Raw genomic sequence first — 20,694 nt, 5'->3', positions numbered from 1 at the left:
TTAAATAAGAGACTGCGTCTCAGCGAAGCCGAAACGAATATTAGCGCACTGCACGGCCTGCGCGGCCGCGCCTTTCAGCAGGTTGTCTTCCGCCGCCACCACGATGATGTGTTCATCCTGGACCGCAAAACCGATATCACAGAATGGCAGACCCACGACATTTTTCAATGCAGGGACACCTTTATCGTATAAACGTACCAGCGGTTTATCCGCATAGGCCTGCTGGAACACCGCCGCGACCTGCTCTTTGCTCACGCCGGGCTTCAGACGGCAGGTAATGGTCTCCAGAATCCCACGCTTAAAATTGCCCAGATGCGGGGTAAAAATCACATCCGCGCCCAGGTGGGTTGAAATTTCCGGGTGATGACGGTGGTTGAAAACGCCGTAAGGTTGCAGGCTGACTTCGCAGAAGCTATTGCCGATAGAGGCTTTACGCCCGGCACCGCTGACCCCGCTGGTCGCGTTGATCACCGGCCACTGGTTAAGATCCAGCAGCCCCGCGTCGATCAGCGGTTTTAACGACAGCTGAGCCGCCGTCGGGTAGCAGCCCGGTACGGCGATCAGATTGGCTTCTTTTAGCTTTTCGACGCTCCACTCGGCCAGGCCGTAAACCGCCTGCTCCAGCAGTTCAGGATGCTGATGAGTGAAACCGTAATATTTTTCATAGAAGGCGCCGTCATTCACGCGAAACGCCCCGGAGAGATCGAACACGACGCAGCCAGCGGCGAGGAACTGCGGCGCCAGGTCATGGCTGACCTCGTGCGCGGTAGCCAGAAAAACGACATCGACTCCGGCGCTAAACTCGCTGATATCGGACATCGGCTGCAGCGGCAGATCGACAATGCCTTTCAGCTGCGGATGCAAATCGGAAACTAATTTTCCCGCATCATTGCTTTGCGCGGAGACCGTCAATGCGGTTATGGTCATATGAGGATGGCGATTTACATAGGCCACTAGCTCTGCGCCGGCATAACCGCTGGCGCCCACAATCAGCGTGTTCAACATTGGGGCTCTTCACCTTCTTGCTTACGTATATTTGCCCTGGAAGACCGTTGCCTTCCCCACCCTGCTGAGCCGTAAGAGCATCATCCTTACATTCGATGGGTTTTCTTACGCTCAACGATAATGTATTTTTATTCACAAATAATGCATGAATATTGATACTATCACGACCCGAGGTGTGTCAACAATGAAAAACAAATTACCGCCCTTTATCGAGATTTACCGCGCGCTGATCGCCACACCCTCCATCAGCGCAACCGAAGAGGCGTTGGATCAAAGCAATGAGTCTTTAATCAATTTACTGGCTGGCTGGTTCCGCGATATCGGCTTTAATGTTGAAGTTCAGCCAGTCCCGGACACGCGCAATAAATTCAACCTGCTGGCCAGCAGCGGCCACGGCGCTGGCGGCCTGCTGCTTGCCGGGCACACCGATACCGTCCCGTTTGATGATGGCCGCTGGACCCGCGACCCTTTTACCCTGACCGAGCACGACAATAAGCTGTATGGTCTCGGCACCGCGGATATGAAAGGCTTCTTCGCTTTTATTCTTGACGCCCTGCGCGACGTTGACGTCACTCAGTTGAAAAAGCCGCTCTATATTCTGGCGACGGCCGATGAAGAGACCAGCATGGCCGGCGCCCGCTACTTCGCCGAGACGACCCAGCTGCGACCGGATTGCGCCATTATCGGCGAGCCCACATCGCTGCAGCCGATACGCGCGCACAAAGGCCACATGTCCAACGCGGTTCGCATTCAGGGGCAGTCGGGCCACTCCAGCGACCCGGCACGCGGCGTCAACGCGATTGAACTGATGCACGACGCCATTGGCCGCATCATGCAGCTGCGCGACGACTTAAAAGAGCGTTATCACTATGCCGCCTTTACCGTTCCCTGGCCGACGCTGAATCTCGGCGCCATCCACGGCGGCGATGCCTCCAACCGCATTTGCGCCTGCTGCGAACTGCATATGGATATTCGTCCGCTGCCTGGAATGACGCTCAACGATCTCAACGGGCTGCTGAACGAGGCGCTGGCGCCGGTGAGCGAGCGCTGGCCTGGCCGCCTGACCGTTTCTGAACTGCATCCGCCGATCCCCGGTTACGAATGTCCGCCGGACCATAAACTGGTTGAGGTCGTAGAAAAACTCCTCGGCGCGCAAACCGACGTGGTGAACTACTGTACCGAAGCGCCGTTTATTCAGACCCTCTGCCCGACGCTGGTATTAGGCCCGGGCTCTATCAACCAGGCCCACCAGCCGGATGAGTACCTGGAAACGCGCTTTATTAAGCCGACCCGCGAGCTCATCACTCAGGTGGTCCACCATTTTTGCTGGCATTAAATACGCATCCTCTCGGGCGATTTCATCGACGCGAGAGGGTGACAATTATCACATTTTCATAAGCAACACTTATCAAGCGACCTCCGAGTTAAATTTCGCAAATTGCCGCCATTTATTCGTTTGCTGAAGCGATTTCGCAACAATTGACGTGGGGGTTTTTACGTGGCTTTATAAAAGACGGTTGCTTATCCACTGCTCAAATTATCGAGCGCCGGATATAACAAAATAAAATGAGATGGGGTGTCTGGGGTAACATGAACGAACAATATTCCGCTTTGCGTAGTAATGTCAGTATGCTCGGTAAGGTGCTGGGCGACACCATCAAGGATGCGCTAGGAGAAAACATTCTTGATCGTGTCGAAACTATCCGTAAGTTGTCCAAATCTTCTCGCGCTGGCAATGAAGCCAACCGCCAGGAACTGCTCACCACGTTGCAAAACTTGTCCAACGACGAGCTGCTGCCGGTGGCGCGCGCCTTTAGCCAGTTTCTGAACCTGGCGAATACCGCTGAGCAATACCACAGCATTTCGCCAAAAGGCGAAGCGGCCAGTAATCCTGAAGTGATTGCCCGCACCCTGAGAAAGCTTAAAGAGCAACCCGACCTCAACGAAAACATTATTAAGCAAGCCGTTGAATCCCTGTCGCTGGAACTGGTGCTGACCGCGCACCCGACCGAAATCACGCGTCGTACGCTGATCCATAAGATGGGTGAAATCAACAGCTGCCTGAAGCAGCTCGATAACAACGACATTGCGGACTATGAACGTCATCAGGTCATGCGCCGTCTGCGCCAGCTGATTGCCCAGTCGTGGCACACCGATGAAATCCGCAAACATCGCCCGACCCCGGTGGATGAAGCGAAATGGGGCTTCGCGGTTGTTGAAAATAGCCTGTGGGAAGGCGTGCCAAACTACCTGCGCGAGCTGAATGAACAGCTGGAAGACAACCTGAACTATCGGCTGCCGGTCGACTTTGTTCCGGTTCGCTTTACTTCCTGGATGGGCGGCGACCGCGACGGCAACCCGAACGTGACCGCCGACATTACCCGCCACGTCTTGCTGCTCAGCCGCTGGAAAGCAACCGATCTGTTCCTGAAAGACGTCCAGGTGCTGATTTCCGAGCTATCGATGGTCGAGTGCACCGATGAGCTGCGCGATCTGGCCGGCGCGGAAGGCGCGCAGGAACCCTATCGTTACCTGATGAAAAAGCTGCGCACGCAGCTGATGGAGACGCAGGCCTGGCTGGAGGCGCGCCTGAAAGGGCAGAAACTGCCGAAACCTGCGGGTCTTATCACGCAAAACGAGCAGCTGTGGGAACCGCTTTACGCCTGTTACCAGTCGCTACAAGCCTGCGGCATGGGCATTATCGCCAATGGCGAGCTGCTCGACACCCTGCGCCGCGTAAAAGCCTTTGGCGTACCGCTGGTGCGTATCGATATCCGTCAGGAAAGTACCCGCCACACCGAAGCGCTGGGCGAAATGACCCGCTATCTCGGCATCGGCGACTATGAAAGCTGGTCAGAAGCCGATAAACAGGCCTTCCTGATCCGCGAACTGAACTCCAAACGCCCTCTGCTGCCGCGCCAGTGGGAGCCAAGCGAAGAAACTCGCGAAGTGCTTGAGACGTGCAAAGTGATCGCCGAAGCGCCGCGCGGCTCGATTGCGGCCTACGTGATTTCGATGGCCAAAACGCCGTCTGACGTCCTGGCTGTGCATCTGCTGCTGAAAGAGGCCGGTATCGGCTTCGCGCTGCCGGTCGCTCCGCTGTTCGAAACCCTGGACGACCTGAATAACGCCGACGACGTCATGACCCAGTTGCTGAATATCGACTGGTATCGCGGCTTTATCCAGGGCAAACAGATGGTCATGATTGGCTACTCCGACTCGGCGAAAGATGCGGGGGTTATGGCCGCTTCCTGGGCGCAGTACCAGGCGCAGGACGCCTTAATTAAGACCTGTGAAAAAGCCGGTATTGAGCTGACCCTGTTCCACGGTCGCGGCGGTTCTATCGGTCGCGGCGGCGCGCCGGCGCACGCGGCCCTGCTCTCTCAGCCTCCGGGAAGCCTGAAAGGCGGCCTGCGCGTCACCGAACAGGGCGAGATGATCCGCTTTAAATACGGCCTGCCGGAAGTCACCATCAGCAGCCTGTCGCTCTATACCAGCGCGATTCTGGAAGCCAACCTGCTGCCGCCGCCGGAGCCCAAAGCGCAATGGCGCGACATCATGGCCGAGCTGTCAGACGTCTCCTGCGAGATGTACCGCGGCTACGTGCGTGAAAATAAAGATTTTGTTCCTTATTTCCGTTCCGCAACGCCGGAGCAGGAGCTGGGTAAACTGCCGCTGGGCTCGCGTCCGGCCAAACGTCGCCCGACCGGCGGCGTCGAGTCGCTACGCGCCATTCCGTGGATCTTCGCGTGGACGCAGAACCGCCTGATGCTACCAGCCTGGCTGGGCGCCGGCGCCGCGTTGCAAAAAGTCGTCGAAGGCGGCAAGCAGAGCGATCTGGAAAGCATGTGCCGCGACTGGCCGTTCTTCTCGACCCGCCTCGGCATGCTGGAGATGGTCTACTCAAAAGCCGACCTGTGGCTGGCGGAATATTACGATCAGCGTCTGGTGAAACCAGAACTGTGGAAGCTCGGCGAAGAGCTGCGCAAACTGCTGTCCGCCGATATTAACGTGGTGCTGGCCATCGCCAACGACTCCCACCTGATGGCGGACCTGCCGTGGATCGCGGAGTCTATTCAGTTGCGTAATATCTATACCGACCCGCTGAACGTGCTCCAGGCCGAGCTGCTGCACCGTTCGCGTCTGGCAGAAGAGAAAGGCGAAAAACCGGATCCGCGCGTTGAACAAGCGCTGATGGTCACCATCGCCGGCGTCGCGGCAGGTATGCGTAATACCGGCTAGTTCGCCTTGAGAAACCTGTAGCCCGGCTAAGCGTAGCGCGAGCCGGGTTAAAAACCGTAGCTCCGGTAAGCATCGCGTTTACCGGAGCTATTTTTTATTAGTGGTGCAGCATTTCGTCGACAATCTGCTCTTTATGCAGCGCATAAGGATAGTAGGTTGGCCAGTTATCCATCTCTTTCAGCAGCGCTTCCTGGGACTCATTGCCCATAAAGATGTGGAAATGCTGGGACTTGCGTGGCGCGATGGTGTGATCGCTAAACTGAACAAACTTCGGCGCTTTTGAATCCGCCTGCTGGCATTCGAACAGGTAGCGCACGCCTTTTTTACCGGATGCGTAGGTCAGAATTTTGTAACCGGAATAGCTGTACTTACAGGCGTTGACGGTTTTCCCGACGTGAAACTCCATGACGTTATCCTCGATACCAATCTGGTCGACATCGGTAGCGTAGCCCTTCTTATAATATTCCCGATATTCCGCCACGCTTTTACCGGCCTTTTTGGCCTTCTGCTCCAGAACCGGATCTAAATCCCCGTTCAGCAGATAGGGGTTAACCGACTGCCAGATCCCCTCCCAGTCGCTCAGCGCCCTGTCCTTTACGTCATGGTCAGCAAAAATGCCTTCACTCGCCTTTTGTTCCGCTTCGGTCAGCGCCGGGCCATGACTATGGTGACCGTGGGCAAAAGCCTGGCTGCTCGCCATTACCATGCCAATGCCAAACGCTAGGGCGGAAATCTTTTTGGTCATCACTCTCTCCTGAGTTTATGTTTGCAATAATATGTTACGATATAACATATCAACCAAATCTTACAATACACTTCGCAGAAAAACCGCGCGGCTTTTCCCTCTGCCAGTTTGTTAGGTATGATGAAAAAAGATCGCATTACGCGGAGAGAGAATGGATAGCGACATTAATCAGGTCATTGATTCTTTTGTTAAAGGCCCGGCGGTCGTGGGAAAGATTCGCTTTTCCACCGAGACCAGGCCGGCTTCTGAGAATGCGCTATGCGTCGATTTTCCGCGCCTCGAAATCATGCTTGCGGGTCAGCTTCACGATCCGGCGATTAAAGCCGATCGCGCCCAGCTCATGCCGCACGATGTGCTGTATATTCCCGCTGGCGGATGGAATGACCCGCAATGGCTGGCGCCCTCCACTCTGCTCACTATCTTATTTGGTAAACAGCAGCTGGAATTCGTCCTGCGCCACTGGGACGGCAGCGCGCTTAACGTGCTGGATAAACAGCAGGTTCCGCGCCGCGGTCCCCGGGTCGGCTCTTTTCTGCTGCAGGCGCTGAATGAAATGCAGATGCAGCCGCGGGAGCAGCACACGGCCCGCTTTATTGTCACCAGCCTGCTCAGCCACTGTGCCGATCTGCTGGGCAGCCAGGTACAAACCTCATCGCGCAGCCAGGCGCTTTTTGAAGCGATTCGTAAGCATATTGACGCCCACTTTGCCGACCCGTTAACCCGGGAGTCGGTGGCGCAGGCGTTTTATCTCTCGCCAAACTATCTATCCCACCTGTTCCAGAAATGCGGGCCAATGGGCTTTAACGAGTATCTGAATCACATCCGCCTGGAGCAGGCCAGAATGCTGTTAAAAGGCCACGATATGAAAGTGAAAGATATCGCCCACGCCTGCGGTTTCGCCGACAGCAACTACTTCTGCCGCCTGTTTCGCAAAAACACCGAACGCTCGCCGTCGGAGTATCGCCGTCAATATCACAGCCAGCTGACGGAAAAAACAGCCCCGGCAAAAAACTAGACTTTTGTGTGTTAAACCTGACTTTTGTGCGCGCTTTTATTCCGGCCTTAATCCGGATGACGGGATAAACGTGATCTAAATCATCCTTACTCATAATGCGTACATTTATCCAGTTTTTGGCAAATTTGTCATCTGGCGACCCTTCGAGTGAAAGCCGTATTCTTACCTCAACGACACTACCGAATTAAGCACTGAGGAAAGCATCATGGAACTCTATCTGGACACCGCAAACGTAGCAGAAGTTGAACGCCTGGCACGTATCTATCCGCTGGCTGGAGTCACCACCAACCCCAGCATTATCGCTGCCGGTAAAACGCCGGTTTGGGATGTTCTGCCGCGCCTGCAAAAAGCCGTCGGCCCGGAAGGTATTTTGTTCGCCCAGACCATGAGCCGCGACGCGCAGGGCATGGTGGAAGAAGCCAAACGCCTGAGCAACGCCGTCCCCGGTATTGTAGTGAAAATTCCGGTGACTGCTGAAGGCCTTGCCGCTATCAAGTTGTTGAAAAAAGAAGGCATCCCTACGCTTGGCACAGCGGTCTACAGCGCCTCTCAGGGTCTGCTGGCCGCGCTCGCTGGGGCAAAATACGTTGCGCCTTACGTGAACCGCGTCGACGCCCAGGGCGGTGACGGCATCCGTATGGTCCAGGAACTGCAATCCCTGCTGGAACTGCATGCGCCGGAAAGCAAAGTGCTGGCCGCCAGCTTTAAGACGCCTCGTCAGGCTCTGGACTGCCTGTTAGCCGGTTGCGAAGCTATTACCCTTCCGTTAGACGTAGCGCAACAAATGCTCGGTACCCCTGCGGTAGAGTCAGCCATTGAGAAGTTTGAGCAGGACTGGAATAACGCCTTTGGAACTCTGAACCTGTAACCCGATCGGCGAGCCGCCCAGGGGGGTGGCATCACGGTCATCCAGGAGGAATAGAAATGGATCGCATTATTCAATCACCCGGTAAGTATATTCAGGGCGCGGACGCAATGACTCGCCTTGGCGGCTACCTCAAACCGCTGGCTGAACGCTGGCTCATCGTTGGCGATAAATTTGTCCTCGGTTTTGCCGAAGAAAAACTGCGTAAAAGCCTGGCGGATGCTGGGCTGGTCGGCGAAATCGCTCCATTTGGCGGTGAATGCTCACACAATGAAATCAATCGCTTGCGTGGTATCGCCGATTCTGCCCAATGCACAGCCGTGCTCGGTATCGGCGGCGGCAAGACGCTGGATACCGCAAAAGCATTAGCACATTTTATGAATCTTCCGGTGGTTATTGCGCCGACGATTGCCTCTACCGATGCGCCGTGCAGCGCACTCTCGGTCATCTATTCCGATGATGGCGAGTTTGATAGCTATCTGATGCTGCCGCGCAACCCGAACATGGTGATTGTTGACACGCAAATCGTTGCTGGGGCCCCGGCACGCCTGCTGGCAGCCGGTATCGGCGATGCGCTGGCGACCTGGTTTGAAGCGCGTGCCTGCTCCCGCAGCGGCGCGACCACCATGGCGGGCGGTAAATGCACCCAGGCGGCGCTGGCGCTGGCTGAACTGTGCTACAACACGCTGATTGAAGAGGGTGAAAAAGCGATGCTGGCGGCAGAGCAGCACGTTGTGACGCCGGCGCTGGAACGGGTGATTGAAGCCAACACCTACCTGAGCGGCGTCGGGTTTGAAAGCGGCGGCCTGGCGGCTGCGCACGCTATCCACAACGGCCTGACCGCGATTCCGGATGCCCATCATTACTACCATGGTGAAAAAGTCGCCTTCGGCACGCTCACGCAGCTGGTTCTGGAAAACGCGCCGGTGGAAGAGATTGAAACGGTGGCAGCGCTGTGCCATAGCGTCGGGCTGCCGATCACCCTGGCGCAGCTGGATATTAAAGCCGATATCCCGGGCAAAATGCGTACCGTGGCGGAAGCCGCCTGCGCGGAAGGTGAAACCATCCACAATATGCCCGGCGGCGCGACGCCGGATCAGGTCTATGCGGCGCTTCTGGTGGCCGACCAGTACGGCCAGCGCTTCCTGCAAGAGTGGGAATAACCCCTCCAGACACGTCCGTCTTTTGACGGACGTGTTCTTTTATGTTCCTTTCACGCCCCATTGCCAGCCAAAACGATGTGTTTTATAGTGCGATTTTCCTTTGGGTGAATCGTAGATATGCAGTCATCAGATCGAAGAATGAGCATTTACGCCATTCTGCAACTGGACAAAAAAGTCGTCGTTAATGAACTCGCCGACAAGTTCGGCGTCACCAAAATGACCATCCGTCGCGACCTCTCTTTCTTTGAAAAACAAGGCATTGTAAAAACAACCTACGGCGGAGCCTATTTAACCAGCGGCGCCAGCGTCGAGCCCAGCTTTCAGCTAAAATCGATACAAATGGTCGATGATAAGCACCTGATTGGCCAGAAAGCCGCCGGGCAGGTTGAGGACGGCGACACGATCATTATCGACTGTGGCACCACGCCACTGGCGCTCGCCCAGTTTATTTTCGATAAAAAAATCATGGTGATAACCAACTCCGTTCCGGTAGTTAATCTACTGAAAGGAAGAAAAAATATAAAATTGATCGTGGCGCCTGGCGAATATGAAGATGACAGCCAGGGGATGATCTCTTTCAGCACCGCCGACTTCTTTCGTCATATCCACGCCGACAAGGTTTTCCTCAGTACTCAAGGCGTCAACGAACTCGGTGAGTTAACGGTACCAAAAATGACCGACGCCCACGTCAAGCAAGCGCTGATGCGCGCCGGGCGGCAAAAAATCCTGCTGGCGGACAGAAGTAAATTTGGTCAAACGTTCCTTGCGGGCCATGGTCGTCTGGCCGACTTTGACCTCGTTATCAGCCAGACCGGCCTGCCCCCTGATACCCTTTCTCTGATGAAGACGCAAAACGTACCGCTGCTGCTGGCTGATAGACACCTCTGATTGCTCAGGCGCCTGGTTTTATCGATCGTACAAGTGTTTCAGCAGGATGCTTTTAAGGAATAACCAGAACACGCGGCGCCGAATAATATGCTTCGACGCCGCAAAGAAAAGAGAGAATAGAAGGAAGCCTGCTTACGCCGGGCGCACGCCCAGCGTGTGGCAAATCGCGTAGCTCATTTCCGCGCGGTTCAGGGTATAGAAGTGGAAATCCTTCACCCCTTCGCGGCTTAGAATCTTCACCATATCCATGGCGATATTCGCCCCTACCAACTGGCGGGTTTCGGCGTCATTATCCAGACCTTCAAACATTTTCGCCATCCACGTCGGGATACGCACGTTGGTCATATCGGCGAATTTTTTCGCCTGCTTAAAATTAGAGACCGGCAAAATACCTGGAATAATTTCGACGTCGATACCTGCGGAGACGCAGCGGTCGCGGAAACGCAGGTAGCTTTCCACATCAAAGAAAAACTGGGTAATCGCGCGATTGGCGCCAGCGTCGACCTTGCGCTTCAGATTAAGCAGGTCAGCCTGCGCGCTTTTAGCTTCAGGATGGACTTCCGGATAAGCCGCGACGGAAATATCAAAGTCCCCAACCTCTTTCAGCAGCGTGACCAGGTCGACCGCATACATATCCGGCTTACCGCTCCCCGGCGGCAGGTCGCCACGCAGCGCAACGATATGGCGAATCCCGCTATCCCAGTAATCTTTGGCAATGGTACGCAGCTCATCACGGCTGGCATCGATACAGGTCAGATGCGGTGCGGCTTCCAGACCAGTACGATCTTTAATGCCTTTGATAATGCTATGGGTGCGATCACGTTCACCGGAGTTGGCGCCGTAGGTCACGGAGACAAACTTCGGCTTCAGGCTGCTCAGGCGATCGATGGATTTCCAGAGGGTTTGCTCCATTTCACTGGTGCGCGGCGGAAAGAATTCAAAAGAGACGTTAATCTGGCCCTGTACTTCCGCCAGGCTCTGATTCAGGGCTTCCCGCTGATTGGCGTGAAAAAAGCTCATACCTTACCTCATCAATCGCATTTTATTGTTTGTTGTGTCGCGAACTTCTATACGTTTAGACGTCCAGATGTAAAAATGACGGAAAAGAGCACCGGCGTCAATAGAAAAATCAGCGTAAACAGTGAGGAATATTCAGACAAGATGAAATTAATTCAAGTCGCATTCGCTAAGGTAATGATTTTTCAAGGACTGCTATCACCCTTTCCCGTAACCCCTCATTTGCGGGCATTGTGACCACGCCCAGCCTAAGCGGAAGCTGCTGGCTGGCATCACGCAGAGAACAAAAAACCACCCCCTGACGCTGGATAGCGGAAAATGATGCCGGCAGGAGGATCATGCCTTCTCCGCGCGCAATGCGCGCCAGCAGAACATCATGCTCGGCGGGCTCCTCCACGTAAGCGGGCGAATAGCCTGCCCGATCAAAAATACGTCGCGTATAGTCAAAAAAATCGGGATTACGCTCGCGTCTAAACCAGAACAGCGGCCGATGATTGAGCGCGCTTAACGCCAGGTCCGCCGTGGCGGCCTCCGGCCAGGATGCGGGTAACGCAGCGATGAGCGGCTCCTGGTAAGACAAAGGATGCAGGTGAAGCCCCTCGGTATTCAGCGGCAGCGCCACCAGCGCCGCATCCAGCTTGCCCTTTCGCACCAGCCGGGTCAGCGCCGGTGATGACTGACGAGTGATATGCAAAGCGCCGGTCTGTTCCCCCAGAGCGGATTCCGCGGCGGCGAAAACGCCCTGTTCAAAGGCCGTCGTCAGCCCCAGTCGCAGAAGCTGCTGCGCAGGCGCCGAGAGCTGGCTCAGCGCCGCCAGGGTGTGCTCCTGAAGCGCCAGCAGCGGCCGAATGATGTCCAGCACCCGTCTTCCCTCATCGGTAAGGATCAGGCCTTTGGTATGGCGTAAAAAGAGCGTCACTCCCAGCAGCGTTTCCAGATGACGAATGTGACGGCTCAGCGGCGGCTGCGAGATAAAGAGCCGCTCTGCGGCCCGGCTGATGTTATTTTCCTCCGCCACCACGGCAAAGTAACGCAGCAGGCGAATATCGAGGGTATGTAAGCGTGAATTTGTCATGCTTAAAAGGTATCACGAAAAGGGTATTACTCAAGTCCGCTAAACTTCCCTAACCTTCCTCGTAACGCATAATCACACCGAGGAATAGGCTATGAGCAGCGAACGTTATACTACCGGACAAGAAATGCTACAGCGCGTGGACGGCAAAGGCGGCGATGCCGTCGTCAACAGCCTGAAAGATATCGCCCCCGATTTCGCCCGCTATCTGATTGAGTTCCCCTTCGGCGATATTTACGCCAGGCCGGGACTCGATTTACGCAGTCGTGAAATAGCCACCATCGCCGCGCTCACGGCGCTCGGCAACGCCGCGCCGCAGCTAAAAGTGCATATTGCCGCCGGGTTAAATGTCGGGCTGACGCAGGAAGAGATTACGGAAGTTATCATGCAGATGGCGGTCTATGCCGGATTCCCGGCGGCTCTGAACGGTCTGTTTGCCGCCAAAGACGTTTTCGCGGCGCACTAGAGCGAAAAGACCAGGCGTCGCCTGGTCTTGTATTTATGGCTACAGCAGCTGCGCCAGGCGGTTGATATCCGACTGAATCGCCCCGGCGGTCACATCGCGACCGGCGCCCGGACCGCGGATCACCAGCGGATTATCGCGATACCAGCGGCTCTCAATGGCAAAGACGTTATCACACGGCAGCAGCGCCGCCAGCGGGTGCTCTTCGCGCACCGCTTCCACGCCGACGCGGGCTTTACCATTGGCGTCAAAACGCGCGACGTAGCGCAGCACCAGGCCCATCTCGCGCGCCGCTTCCAGACGCTGCAGCATCTGGTCGTTCAGCGCTTCACCGTTCTCGAAGAAGTGATCAACAGAGCCCTCTTCGCAGTGGGCAGGCACCAGGGACTCCACGCGCACCTGATCCGGTTCGATGTCGTAACCCGCCTCACGCGCCAGAATCACCAGCTTACGCATAACGTCTTTCCCGGAGAGATCGACGCGCGGGTCCGGCTCCGTCAGTCCTTGTTGCCAGGCCTGATCGACCAGGTCAGTAAACGGCACGGTACCATCAAACTGCAGGAACAGCCATGAGAGGGTGCCGGAGAAAATACCGCTCAGCGCCAGAATGGTATCGCCGCTATCAATCAAATCGCGCACCGTGTGGTTGACCGGTAAACCGGCGCCGACGGTGGCGTTGTACAGCCAGTGGCGCCCGGTCTTCTCGAACGCGTCGTGGATCTGGCGATACTTACTGCTGCTACTGGCGCCAGCCAGCTTATTCGCGCTGATAACGTGGAAGCCGTGGCTGGCGAAATCCAGGTACTGGTCGGCCAGCTGCGCGCTGGCGGTCACGTCCAGCACCACAAGATCATCGTACGGATGCGCGCGCATCCACAGGAACAGCGACTCTTCATCCTGTTCAATCGCTTCATCATTAAAGAACGCCAGCGCACGACTGGCGTCGAGGCCTTCATAATTGAGCAGGCTGCGGCGGCTATCCACGACCCCGGCAAGAATAAATTCAAAACCGGTACGAGCGGAGAGCGTCGTCTGCTCGCGAGCGAACAACTCCAGCCAGCGGGAGCCGATATTGCCTTTGCCAAACAGCACCAGGCCAATGCGTTTTTCCGCGCGGAACAACGACTGATGCAGCCCCTGAATAAGGCTTTCCGTCGGCCCGGCGCGCAGCACCGCAACCAGGCTGATGCCCTCTTCTGATTGCCAGGTAAACTCTACCGGCTGGCCTTTCAGCTGCTGCCAGAAACGGTGGCAGTGCAGCGGATTACGGGTCACGCCAGCGCCAACCATCGCCACCAGCGCCAGCTTCTGACGCAGACGCAGCTCGCCCGGCAGCCCCGCTTCGTCCAGCAGCTTCAGCGCGCTGTCGGCCACTTCAGAGGTGTAGCAGAACTGCAGCAGCTTACGGTCGGCGTGTACGCCAACCGCCAGCGGCCGCAGCTGGGCGCGTTTTAAAATGGCGTCCAGCTCTTTATGCGCCAGTTTGAAATCCTGACCGCCGGGCACCTGGAACTCAATCAGGCAAACATCGTCATGGCTGGTGACGATGCGCGCCCCGGTACCGGAAGCCAGCACGCGTTCGATGCGCGTAGAGCCCTGATCCGGGGTGTAGCTACAGCGTAATTGTAAATCGATATCGCTGCCGGAGACCGGCTGCAGCGTACGGGCATGCAGCACCGGCGCCGCCAGGCGGGCCAGCTCGCTGGCTTCATCCAGGCGCAGCAGCGGCAGCAGGCAGGCGTCTTTCACTTTCCGCGGATCCGCGCTGTAAACCCCGGCTACGTCGCTCCAGATAGTGACGCGAGACGCCCCGGCCAGCGCGCCGATTTGGGTGGCGGAATAATCAGAACCATTACGCCCCAGCAGAACGGTTTCCCCGGCGTTGTTACGCGAGATAAAGCCGGTCACCACCAGGCGTTTGTTCGGGTGCTGCGCCATCAGCTGCTGCAAAAGCGGATAGGAGAGGCCTTCATCCACCTGCGGCTGCGGGGAGCGCTCGGCGCGTAAGAAGCTACGCGCATCCAGCCAGGCGGCCTCTACGCCGAGATGGTTCAGCACCGCCGCCATCAGGCGGGCCGACCAGACTTCGCCGTGACCGACGACTTCGGCATATACCGCGTCAGTGACGCCGCCATCCAGCAGCCCGGCAAGACGCTCAAGATCCTGAATAAACGTGGCGATCAGCGTATCGGCAGCGTCTGGCGACAGCAGTCCAGAAATGAGATCCATCTGATAACGACGGAGCGATTGTTGCACCTGATGCGCAGAGAGGCGATCGGTCTGGCTGAGCTTCAGCCAGCTGATCAACTGGTTGGTGGTACTGCCGGCGGCAGAGACGACCATCATATCGCCCGCCTGCGAATACTCCGTCATGATACCCGCGACGCGCAGGTAACATTTCGCATCCGCTAAACTACTCCCACCAAATTTGTGCAGCTGACGACCCTTCGCCCCTGCCTGCGCAATCACACTCATGTTTATTCCTCGTTTGCTGCCCGGAAGCCATTTTCCAGGTCGGCAATTAAATCTTCACCATCTTCAATACCGGTCGAAATCCGCAGAAGCGTTTCTGAGATCCCGGCGGCCGCACGCGCTTCAGGCGCCATGCCCGCATGGGTCATCGTCGCGGCGTGGGAAATCAGACTTTCCACGCCGCCCAGCGATTCCGCCAGCGTAAACAGCGATAGCCCGCTCAGGAAACGACGCAGCGTCTGCTCATCGCCATCCAGCTCGAAGCTTAACATCGCCCCAAAACCTTTTTGCTGACGCGCCGCAATCTCATGCCCCTGGTTTTCCGGCAGGGACGGATGGTACAGTTTTTTCACCAGCGGCTGGGTTTTCAGATAGTCGACAATCGCCAGCGCGTTGCGCTGAGCCACTTCCATACGCGGAGAGAGTGTACGTAAGCCGCGCAGCAGCAAATAGCTATCAAACGCTCCGCCGGTGACGCCGATATTATTCGCCCACCATGCCAGTTCGGTGACGGTCGCCGGATCTTTGGCGATAACCACCCCGGCCACCACATCAGAGTGGCCGTTCAGATATTTGGTGCATGAATGCAACACCAGATCGGCCCCCAGCGCCAGCGGATTCTGCAAAGCCGGGCTCAGGAAGGTGTTATCCACCACGCTGACCGCTCCGGCCTCACGCGCCAGACCGCAGATTTTCGCAATATCCACAACTCTCAGCAATGGATTACTTGGGCTTTCGACCAGAACCAGCTTCGGTTTTTCCGCCAGCGCGGCGCTCAGCGCCTGTTCGTCGTTTTGATCGACAAACAGCACGCGATAGCAGCCGCGCTTCGCCAGGCTATCAAACAGGCGGTAGCTGCCGCCGTAGCAGTCGTGCGGCGCCACCAGCAGATCGCCCGGCTTCAGGAATACGGTGGTGACCAGCAAAATGGCCGACATGCCGGTGTTGGTCAGAACCGCCCCCGCGCCGCCCTCCAGCTCCGCCAGCGCGCGCTGCACCACATCACGGGTCGGGTTACCGCGACGAGAATAGTCGTGGGCGCGAGGTTCGTTAAATCCGGTGAAGTTATAGGTGCTGGAGAGATGAATGGGCGGGACAACGCAACCGTACTGCTCGTCGTCATTTAAACCGCTACGCACTGCGATGGTGGCCTGTTTACGCGTCATGTTGGGGAGTTCCTGGGCTGAGTCGGTGAAAAGTCAGGCACCAGAGTAATCATTGTTATAATAGACGTCAATACATCTGGACATCTAAACTTCTTTGCGTATAGATTGAGCAAACTGGAAATAGCCGTTAAAATTATATGCATTAGCGCACATCCGTAGCGGCTTGTTTGGTGTCAGACGCGCCCCTCTACGGTAAACTACGCGTAATTATGGCCAGGACTCGCGTTCAGGCCCTTAACTAATGAATAGAGGATTAAAGGTAACTCATGGCTGAATGGAGCGGCGAATATATCAGCCCATACGCTGAGCACGGTAAGAAGAGTGAGCAAGTAAAGAAAATTACGGTTTCCATTCCTCTGAAGGTGTTAAAAATCCTCACCGATGAACGCACGCGTCGTCAGGTGAATAACCTGCGTCACGCGACCAACAGCGAACTGCTGTGCGAAGCGTTCCTGCATGCCTTTACCGGTCAACCGTTGCCTAACGATGAAGACCTGCGTAAAGAGCGCAGCGATGAAATCCCGGAAGCGGCGAAAGAGATTATGCGCGAGCTGGGCATCGACCCGGATACGTGGGAATACTAAAACCATAAAAAAAAGCAGAAGGAATCTTCTGCTTTTTTTGCGCGGTTGCGCGCGCGAGACAAAAAAGCCGCCCTGAGGCGGCTTCTTCAGCAAATTACTTGCTGGTACCCGGTACGCTGAAGCGCTTGTTGAAGCGGTCAACACGACCACCGGTAGCAACATCACGCTGTTTGCCAGTGTAGAACGGGTGGCATTTACCGCACACGTCGAGGTTCAGGTCGTGACCTACGGTAGAACGGATTTTCATGACGTTACCGCAAGAGCAGGAAGCAGTAACTTCTTCGTATTTCGGATGAATATCTTTTTTCATGGGAGAACCTCAGTTAAGGCCGCGTCGCTCTTCCAGCCCTAACGCCAGACACCACGCGATGTTAATAATTTCCCGGTGCGATTGCGCAAAGCGAAATTGCCGGGTAATAGATTTTGATGCCGCACAAAGCGCATCAAAGGCGGCGAATCATACAGAATTTGACCAGCATATGCAAACTGATCCGCGAGCCCTTATCACAATGTGTATACTAAGCCGCCAGATTTCAAGTCAGGAAGATTAAATGCCCGTCGCTCACGTTGCCCTGCCCGTTCCGCTGCCCCGCACTTTTGACTATTTGCTGCCTGACGGCATGCCGGTCAAAGCGGGCTGTCGCGTGCGCGTCCCGTTCGGCAAACAGGAGCGGATAGGTATCGTAACGGCGGTCAGTGAGCGCAGCGAACTGCCGCTCGACGAACTCAAGCTGGTGGCTGAAGTCCTCGACGCCGAGCCGGTCTTCTCCTCTTCGGTCTGGCGGCTGCTGCTGTGGGCGGCGGACTACTACCATCATCCCATCGGCGATGTGCTGTTTCACGCGCTACCGATCATGCTGCGCCAGGGGAAACCCGCCAGCGCGGCGCCAATGTGGTACTGGTTTGCCACAGAACAGGGGCAAGCGGTTGATATCAATAGCCTTAAGCGCTCACCGAAACAGCAGCAGGCGCTGGCGGCGCTGCGTCAGGGGAAGATCTGGCGCCATCAGGTCGCCGAACTGGAATTTAACGACGCCGCCCTGCAGGCGCTGAGGGGTAAAGGCCTGGCGGAACTGGCCAGCGAAGCGCCGGCCATCACCGACTGGCGCGCAGGCTTCTCGGTACCCGGCGAGCGCCTGCGTCTTAACACCGAACAGGCCACCGCCGTGGGCGCGATCCACAGCGCCTCGGACAGCTTTTCCGCCTGGCTGCTGGCCGGGATCACCGGCTCGGGCAAAACGGAAGTGTATCTGAGCGTCCTTGAAAACGTGCTGGCGCAGGGTCGCCAGGCGCTGGTGATGGTGCCGGAAATCGGCCTGACGCCGCAGACTATCGCGCGTTTCCGCCACCGTTTTAACGCCCCGGTGGAAGTGCTGCACTCCGGGCTGAACGACAGCGAGCGCCTCTCCGCGTGGCTAAAAGCCAAAAACGGCGAAGCGGCGATTGTGATCGGTACCCGCTCGTCGCTGTTTACCCCGTTTAAAGACCTCGGTGTGATCGTTATCGACGAAGAGCACGACAGCTCTTACAAACAGCAGGAGGGCTGGCGCTATCACGCTCGCGATCTGGCGGTCTGGCGCGCACATAGCGAGCAAATCCCGATTATCCTTGGCTCGGCGACCCCGGCGCTGGAGACGCTCTATAACGTCCGCCAGGGCAAGTATCGCCAGCTGAAGCTGACCAAACGAGCGGGCAACGCGCGTCCGGCTCAGCAGCACGTCCTGGATTTAAAAGGCCAGCAGCTGCAGGCCGGACTGTCTCCGGCGCTGATTGGCCGTATGCGCCAGCATCTGCAGGCCGATAACCAGGTGATCCTGTTTCTGAACCGTCGCGGCTTCGCGCCGGCGCTGCTGTGTCACGACTGCGGCTGGATAGCGGAGTGTCCGCGCTGCGACAGCTACTACACGCTGCACCAGGCCCAGCATCATCTGCGCTGCCACCACTGCGACAGCCAGCGCCCGATTCCGCGCCAGTGCCCCTCCTGCGGTTCGACGCATCTGGTACCGGTCGGTTTGGGGACCGAACAGCTTGAGCAGGCCCTGGGACCGCTGTTTCCCGATATCCCGATTTCCCGAATTGACCGCGATACCACCAGCCGCAAAGGCGCGCTTGAACAATATCTTGCCGACGTCAATCGCGGCGGCGCGCGCATTCTTATCGGCACCCAAATGCTGGCGAAGGGGCACCACTTCCCGGATGTCACCCTGGTTTCCCTGCTGGACGTCGATGGCGCGCTGTTTTCCGCCGATTTCCGCTCGGCGGAACGCTTCGCTCAGCTCTACACCCAGGTTTCAGGCCGCGCAGGCCGGGCGGGCAAACAAGGCGAGGTGATCCTGCAGACCCACCACCCGGAGCACCCGCTACTGCAAACGCTGCTTTATAAAGGATACGACGCGTTTGCCGGGGAGGCGCTGACGGAACGGCAGAGCATGCAGCTGCCGCCGTGGACCAGCCACGTGCTGATTCGCGCCGAAGATCATAACAACCAGCAGGCGCCGCTTTTTTTACAGCAGCTGCGCAATCTGCTGCAGGCCAGCCCGCTGGCCGATAAGAAACTGTGGGTGCTCGGGCCGGTTCCGGCGCTAGCGCCAAAGCGCGGCGGCCGCTGGCGCTGGCAAATTCTCCTCCAGCATCCGTCGCGCGTTCAGCTGCAGCATATCGTCAGCGGAACGCTGGCGTTGATTAACACGCTGCCGGAAGCGCGAAAAGTGAAATGGGTTCTGGACGTCGATCCTATTGAAGGTTAAGGCTTCTCTTGCGAGGCGGATCGAAAAATTCAACCGTCATCACGTTTTTCATGAAAATTCTGTAACTCTCTGGATGTACTATCTGTTAAAAATGTTGCTGATGTCAGAACGCCAGGGATGTGTCTGCGCCAGTCAGCGAGGAGAAATCAGGTGAAGCCCAAAAAACAGGTCGTTGCCGCCACTATGAAAGACGTTGCCCAAAAGGCAAACGTTTCCACGGCAACCGTATCCCGAGCGTTAATGAACCCCGATAAGGTTTCGCAGAGCACCCGTAACCGGGTTGAGCAGGCCGCGCTTGAAGTCGGCTATTTACCGCAATCGCTCGGGCGCAATATGAAGCGCAACGAGTCGCGCACCATCCTGGTGATTGTGCCGGATATCTGCGACCCCTTCTTCAGCGAGATCATTCGCGGTATTGAAGTCACCGCCGCGGAGCAAGAGTACCTGGTGCTGATCGGCGATTGCGCCCACCAGAACCGTCAGGAAAAGACCTTTATCGACCTGATCATTACCAAGCAGATCGATGGCATGCTGCTGCTGGGCTCCCGATTACCCTTCGATGCGGGCGTGGAAGAGCAGCGCAATCTGCCGCCGATGGTGATGGCCAATGAATTCGCTCCCGAGCTGGAGCTGCCGACGGTCCATATCGATAACCTCACCGCCGCGTTTAACGCCGTGAACTATCTGCACGAGCTGGGGCACCGCCGTATCGGCTGTATCGCCGGCCCGGAAGAGATGCCGCTGTGCCATTACCGCCTGCAGGGCTATGTCCAGGCGCTGCGTCGCAGCGGGATAACCGTCGATCCGCACTATATCGCCCGCGGCAACTTTACCTATGAAGCCGGCGCCAGCGCGCTGGAACAGCTGCTGGCGCTGCCGGTACCGCCGACGGCTATTTTCTGCCATAGCGATATTATGGCGCTGGGCGCATTATCGCTGGCGAAGCGTCGCGGCCTGAAAGTTCCTGAAGATCTGTCTATTATTGGTTTTGATAACATCTCTTTGTCTGAATTTTGCGATCCGCCATTGACGACCGTCGCGCAACCACGTTTTGATATTGGCCGCGAAGCGATGCTGCTTTTGCTGGACCAACTGCACGGTCATAACGTCAGCAGCGGTTCACGATTACTTGACTGCGAGCTTATCGTTCGCGGCAGTACGCGCAAAATCCGAACATAACCACCAGGCTTTCGGGCCTGCTCTTCTGGTCAAAGCCCCGCCGCTTAAGTAACATGGCGGGCTGAAAAACG

17 protein-coding genes are annotated in these 20,694 nt (G+C 56.8%); 10 read left to right on the top strand and 7 right to left on the bottom strand.

All coding sequences use genetic code 11. From position 1 onward, the window contains the following. Complete coding sequence (gene argC, locus BWI76_RS00845) at positions 1 to 1,005, bottom strand: N-acetyl-gamma-glutamyl-phosphate reductase (RefSeq protein ID WP_004870566.1); 1,005 nt, start codon at positions 1,003 to 1,005, stop codon at positions 1 to 3. A 184-nt stretch (positions 1,006 to 1,189) separates the two neighbouring features. Between argC and argE the strand changes: the two genes are divergently transcribed. Then, a complete protein-coding gene (gene argE / locus BWI76_RS00840; protein WP_004127321.1) occupies positions 1,190 to 2,341 on the top strand; it encodes an acetylornithine deacetylase in 1,152 nt (383 codons plus the stop codon). A gap of 254 nt (positions 2,342 to 2,595) precedes the next feature. Beyond that, positions 2,596 to 5,247: a phosphoenolpyruvate carboxylase gene (gene ppc, locus BWI76_RS00835; RefSeq protein WP_049085917.1), complete on the top strand. Its 2,652-nt coding sequence runs from the start codon at positions 2,596 to 2,598 to the stop codon at positions 5,245 to 5,247. 97 nt (positions 5,248 to 5,344) lie between these two features. On the opposite strand, the gene zinT is transcribed toward ppc, so the two are convergent. Continuing rightward, on the bottom strand, positions 5,345 to 5,992 hold the full coding sequence (gene zinT / locus BWI76_RS00830) for a metal-binding protein ZinT (protein ID WP_004870571.1): 648 nt from the start codon (positions 5,990 to 5,992) through the stop codon (positions 5,345 to 5,347). Between the two features lie 151 nt (positions 5,993 to 6,143). On the opposite strand from zinT, the gene BWI76_RS00825 reads away from it, so the two are divergent. The 4 genes from BWI76_RS00825 to BWI76_RS00810 all read left to right on the top strand — a co-directional run bounded on the left by BWI76_RS00825 (position 6,144) and on the right by BWI76_RS00810 (position 9,923). Further along, positions 6,144 to 7,007 carry an AraC family transcriptional regulator gene (locus tag BWI76_RS00825; protein WP_004870574.1) on the top strand — a complete coding sequence of 288 codons (864 nt, stop codon included), beginning with the start codon at positions 6,144 to 6,146 and terminating at the stop codon, positions 7,005 to 7,007. Positions 7,008 to 7,212: 205 nt separating this feature from the next. Then, a complete protein-coding gene (fsa, locus tag BWI76_RS00820) occupies positions 7,213 to 7,875 on the top strand; it encodes a fructose-6-phosphate aldolase (protein ID WP_004107558.1) in 663 nt (220 codons plus the stop codon). A 56-nt stretch (positions 7,876 to 7,931) separates the two neighbouring features. After that, on the top strand, positions 7,932 to 9,035 hold the full coding sequence (gldA, locus tag BWI76_RS00815; RefSeq protein WP_024360572.1) for a bifunctional L-1,2-propanediol dehydrogenase/glycerol dehydrogenase: 1,104 nt from the start codon (positions 7,932 to 7,934) through the stop codon (positions 9,033 to 9,035). Between the two features lie 138 nt (positions 9,036 to 9,173). Further along, the gene (locus BWI76_RS00810; RefSeq protein WP_004870577.1) at positions 9,174 to 9,923 is read left to right on the top strand and encodes a DeoR/GlpR family DNA-binding transcription regulator; all 750 of its coding nucleotides are present in this window, start codon (positions 9,174 to 9,176) and stop codon (positions 9,921 to 9,923) included. A 132-nt stretch (positions 9,924 to 10,055) separates the two neighbouring features. On the opposite strand, the gene metF is transcribed toward BWI76_RS00810, so the two are convergent. Further along, positions 10,056 to 10,943, bottom strand: coding sequence for a methylenetetrahydrofolate reductase (gene metF, locus BWI76_RS00805; RefSeq protein ID WP_004870579.1), 888 nt, complete (start codon positions 10,941 to 10,943; stop codon positions 10,056 to 10,058). Positions 10,944 to 11,109: 166 nt separating this feature from the next. Then, positions 11,110 to 12,015 (bottom strand): LysR family transcriptional regulator, encoded by a 906-nt coding sequence (locus tag BWI76_RS00800; RefSeq protein ID WP_004870581.1) that lies wholly within the window; start codon positions 12,013 to 12,015, stop codon positions 11,110 to 11,112. 91 nt (positions 12,016 to 12,106) lie between these two features. Between BWI76_RS00800 and BWI76_RS00795 the strand changes: the two genes are divergently transcribed. Continuing rightward, the gene (locus BWI76_RS00795) at positions 12,107 to 12,478 is read left to right on the top strand and encodes a carboxymuconolactone decarboxylase family protein (protein ID WP_004870583.1); all 372 of its coding nucleotides are present in this window, start codon (positions 12,107 to 12,109) and stop codon (positions 12,476 to 12,478) included. Positions 12,479 to 12,517: 39 nt separating this feature from the next. On the opposite strand, the gene BWI76_RS00790 is transcribed toward BWI76_RS00795, so the two are convergent. Together BWI76_RS00790 and metB are read right to left on the bottom strand one after the other, a co-directional pair. Beyond that, positions 12,518 to 14,950, bottom strand: a complete 2,433-nt coding sequence (locus BWI76_RS00790) for a bifunctional aspartate kinase/homoserine dehydrogenase II (protein ID WP_004870585.1) — start codon at positions 14,948 to 14,950, stop codon at positions 12,518 to 12,520. Between the two features lie 2 nt (positions 14,951 to 14,952). After that, positions 14,953 to 16,113: a cystathionine gamma-synthase gene (metB, locus tag BWI76_RS00785; protein ID WP_004127265.1), complete on the bottom strand. Its 1,161-nt coding sequence runs from the start codon at positions 16,111 to 16,113 to the stop codon at positions 14,953 to 14,955. Between the two features lie 266 nt (positions 16,114 to 16,379). Here metB and metJ point away from each other — a divergent pair, with 266 nt between their 5' ends. Next, entirely contained in the window at positions 16,380 to 16,697 is a 318-nt protein-coding gene (metJ, locus tag BWI76_RS00780) for a met regulon transcriptional regulator MetJ (protein ID WP_004107547.1), read from the top strand. A gap of 94 nt (positions 16,698 to 16,791) precedes the next feature. Here metJ and rpmE read toward each other — a convergent pair whose 3' ends face one another. Beyond that, positions 16,792 to 17,007 (bottom strand): 50S ribosomal protein L31, encoded by a 216-nt coding sequence (gene rpmE / locus BWI76_RS00775; RefSeq protein WP_004107543.1) that lies wholly within the window; start codon positions 17,005 to 17,007, stop codon positions 16,792 to 16,794. A gap of 241 nt (positions 17,008 to 17,248) precedes the next feature. Between rpmE and priA the strand changes: the two genes are divergently transcribed. Then, the gene (gene priA / locus BWI76_RS00770; RefSeq protein ID WP_004870588.1) at positions 17,249 to 19,444 is read left to right on the top strand and encodes a primosomal protein N'; all 2,196 of its coding nucleotides are present in this window, start codon (positions 17,249 to 17,251) and stop codon (positions 19,442 to 19,444) included. 150 nt (positions 19,445 to 19,594) lie between these two features. Next, positions 19,595 to 20,623, top strand: a complete 1,029-nt coding sequence (gene cytR, locus BWI76_RS00765; protein ID WP_004127258.1) for a DNA-binding transcriptional regulator CytR — start codon at positions 19,595 to 19,597, stop codon at positions 20,621 to 20,623. Positions 20,624 to 20,694: the final 71 nt, after the last annotated feature.

This window comes from Klebsiella sp. M5al (genome assembly GCF_002090195.1).
GTDB classification, from domain to species: domain Bacteria; phylum Pseudomonadota; class Gammaproteobacteria; order Enterobacterales; family Enterobacteriaceae; genus Klebsiella; species Klebsiella grimontii.
The sequence above is the reverse complement of the archived record's forward strand: the minus strand, read 5'-3'. Positions and strand labels throughout refer to the sequence as shown.

What these genes read in the sequence shown, in the direction of transcription:
- argC (WP_004870566.1), bottom strand. Translation starts at nt 1,005, where the DNA reads ATGTTGAACACGCTGATTGTGGGCGCCAGCGGTTATGCCGGCGCAGAG.
- argE (WP_004127321.1), top strand. Translation starts at nt 1,190, where the DNA reads ATGAAAAACAAATTACCGCCCTTTATCGAGATTTACCGCGCGCTGATC.
- ppc (WP_049085917.1), top strand. Translation starts at nt 2,596, where the DNA reads ATGAACGAACAATATTCCGCTTTGCGTAGTAATGTCAGTATGCTCGGT.
- zinT (WP_004870571.1), bottom strand. Translation starts at nt 5,992, where the DNA reads ATGACCAAAAAGATTTCCGCCCTAGCGTTTGGCATTGGCATGGTAATG.
- BWI76_RS00825 (WP_004870574.1), top strand. Translation starts at nt 6,144, where the DNA reads ATGGATAGCGACATTAATCAGGTCATTGATTCTTTTGTTAAAGGCCCG.
- fsa (WP_004107558.1), top strand. Translation starts at nt 7,213, where the DNA reads ATGGAACTCTATCTGGACACCGCAAACGTAGCAGAAGTTGAACGCCTG.
- gldA (WP_024360572.1), top strand. Translation starts at nt 7,932, where the DNA reads ATGGATCGCATTATTCAATCACCCGGTAAGTATATTCAGGGCGCGGAC.
- BWI76_RS00810 (WP_004870577.1), top strand. Translation starts at nt 9,174, where the DNA reads ATGAGCATTTACGCCATTCTGCAACTGGACAAAAAAGTCGTCGTTAAT.
- metF (WP_004870579.1), bottom strand. Translation starts at nt 10,943, where the DNA reads ATGAGCTTTTTTCACGCCAATCAGCGGGAAGCCCTGAATCAGAGCCTG.
- BWI76_RS00800 (WP_004870581.1), bottom strand. Translation starts at nt 12,015, where the DNA reads ATGACAAATTCACGCTTACATACCCTCGATATTCGCCTGCTGCGTTAC.
- BWI76_RS00795 (WP_004870583.1), top strand. Translation starts at nt 12,107, where the DNA reads ATGAGCAGCGAACGTTATACTACCGGACAAGAAATGCTACAGCGCGTG.
- BWI76_RS00790 (WP_004870585.1), bottom strand. Translation starts at nt 14,950, where the DNA reads ATGAGTGTGATTGCGCAGGCAGGGGCGAAGGGTCGTCAGCTGCACAAA.
- metB (WP_004127265.1), bottom strand. Translation starts at nt 16,113, where the DNA reads ATGACGCGTAAACAGGCCACCATCGCAGTGCGTAGCGGTTTAAATGAC.
- metJ (WP_004107547.1), top strand. Translation starts at nt 16,380, where the DNA reads ATGGCTGAATGGAGCGGCGAATATATCAGCCCATACGCTGAGCACGGT.
- rpmE (WP_004107543.1), bottom strand. Translation starts at nt 17,007, where the DNA reads ATGAAAAAAGATATTCATCCGAAATACGAAGAAGTTACTGCTTCCTGC.
- priA (WP_004870588.1), top strand. Translation starts at nt 17,249, where the DNA reads ATGCCCGTCGCTCACGTTGCCCTGCCCGTTCCGCTGCCCCGCACTTTT.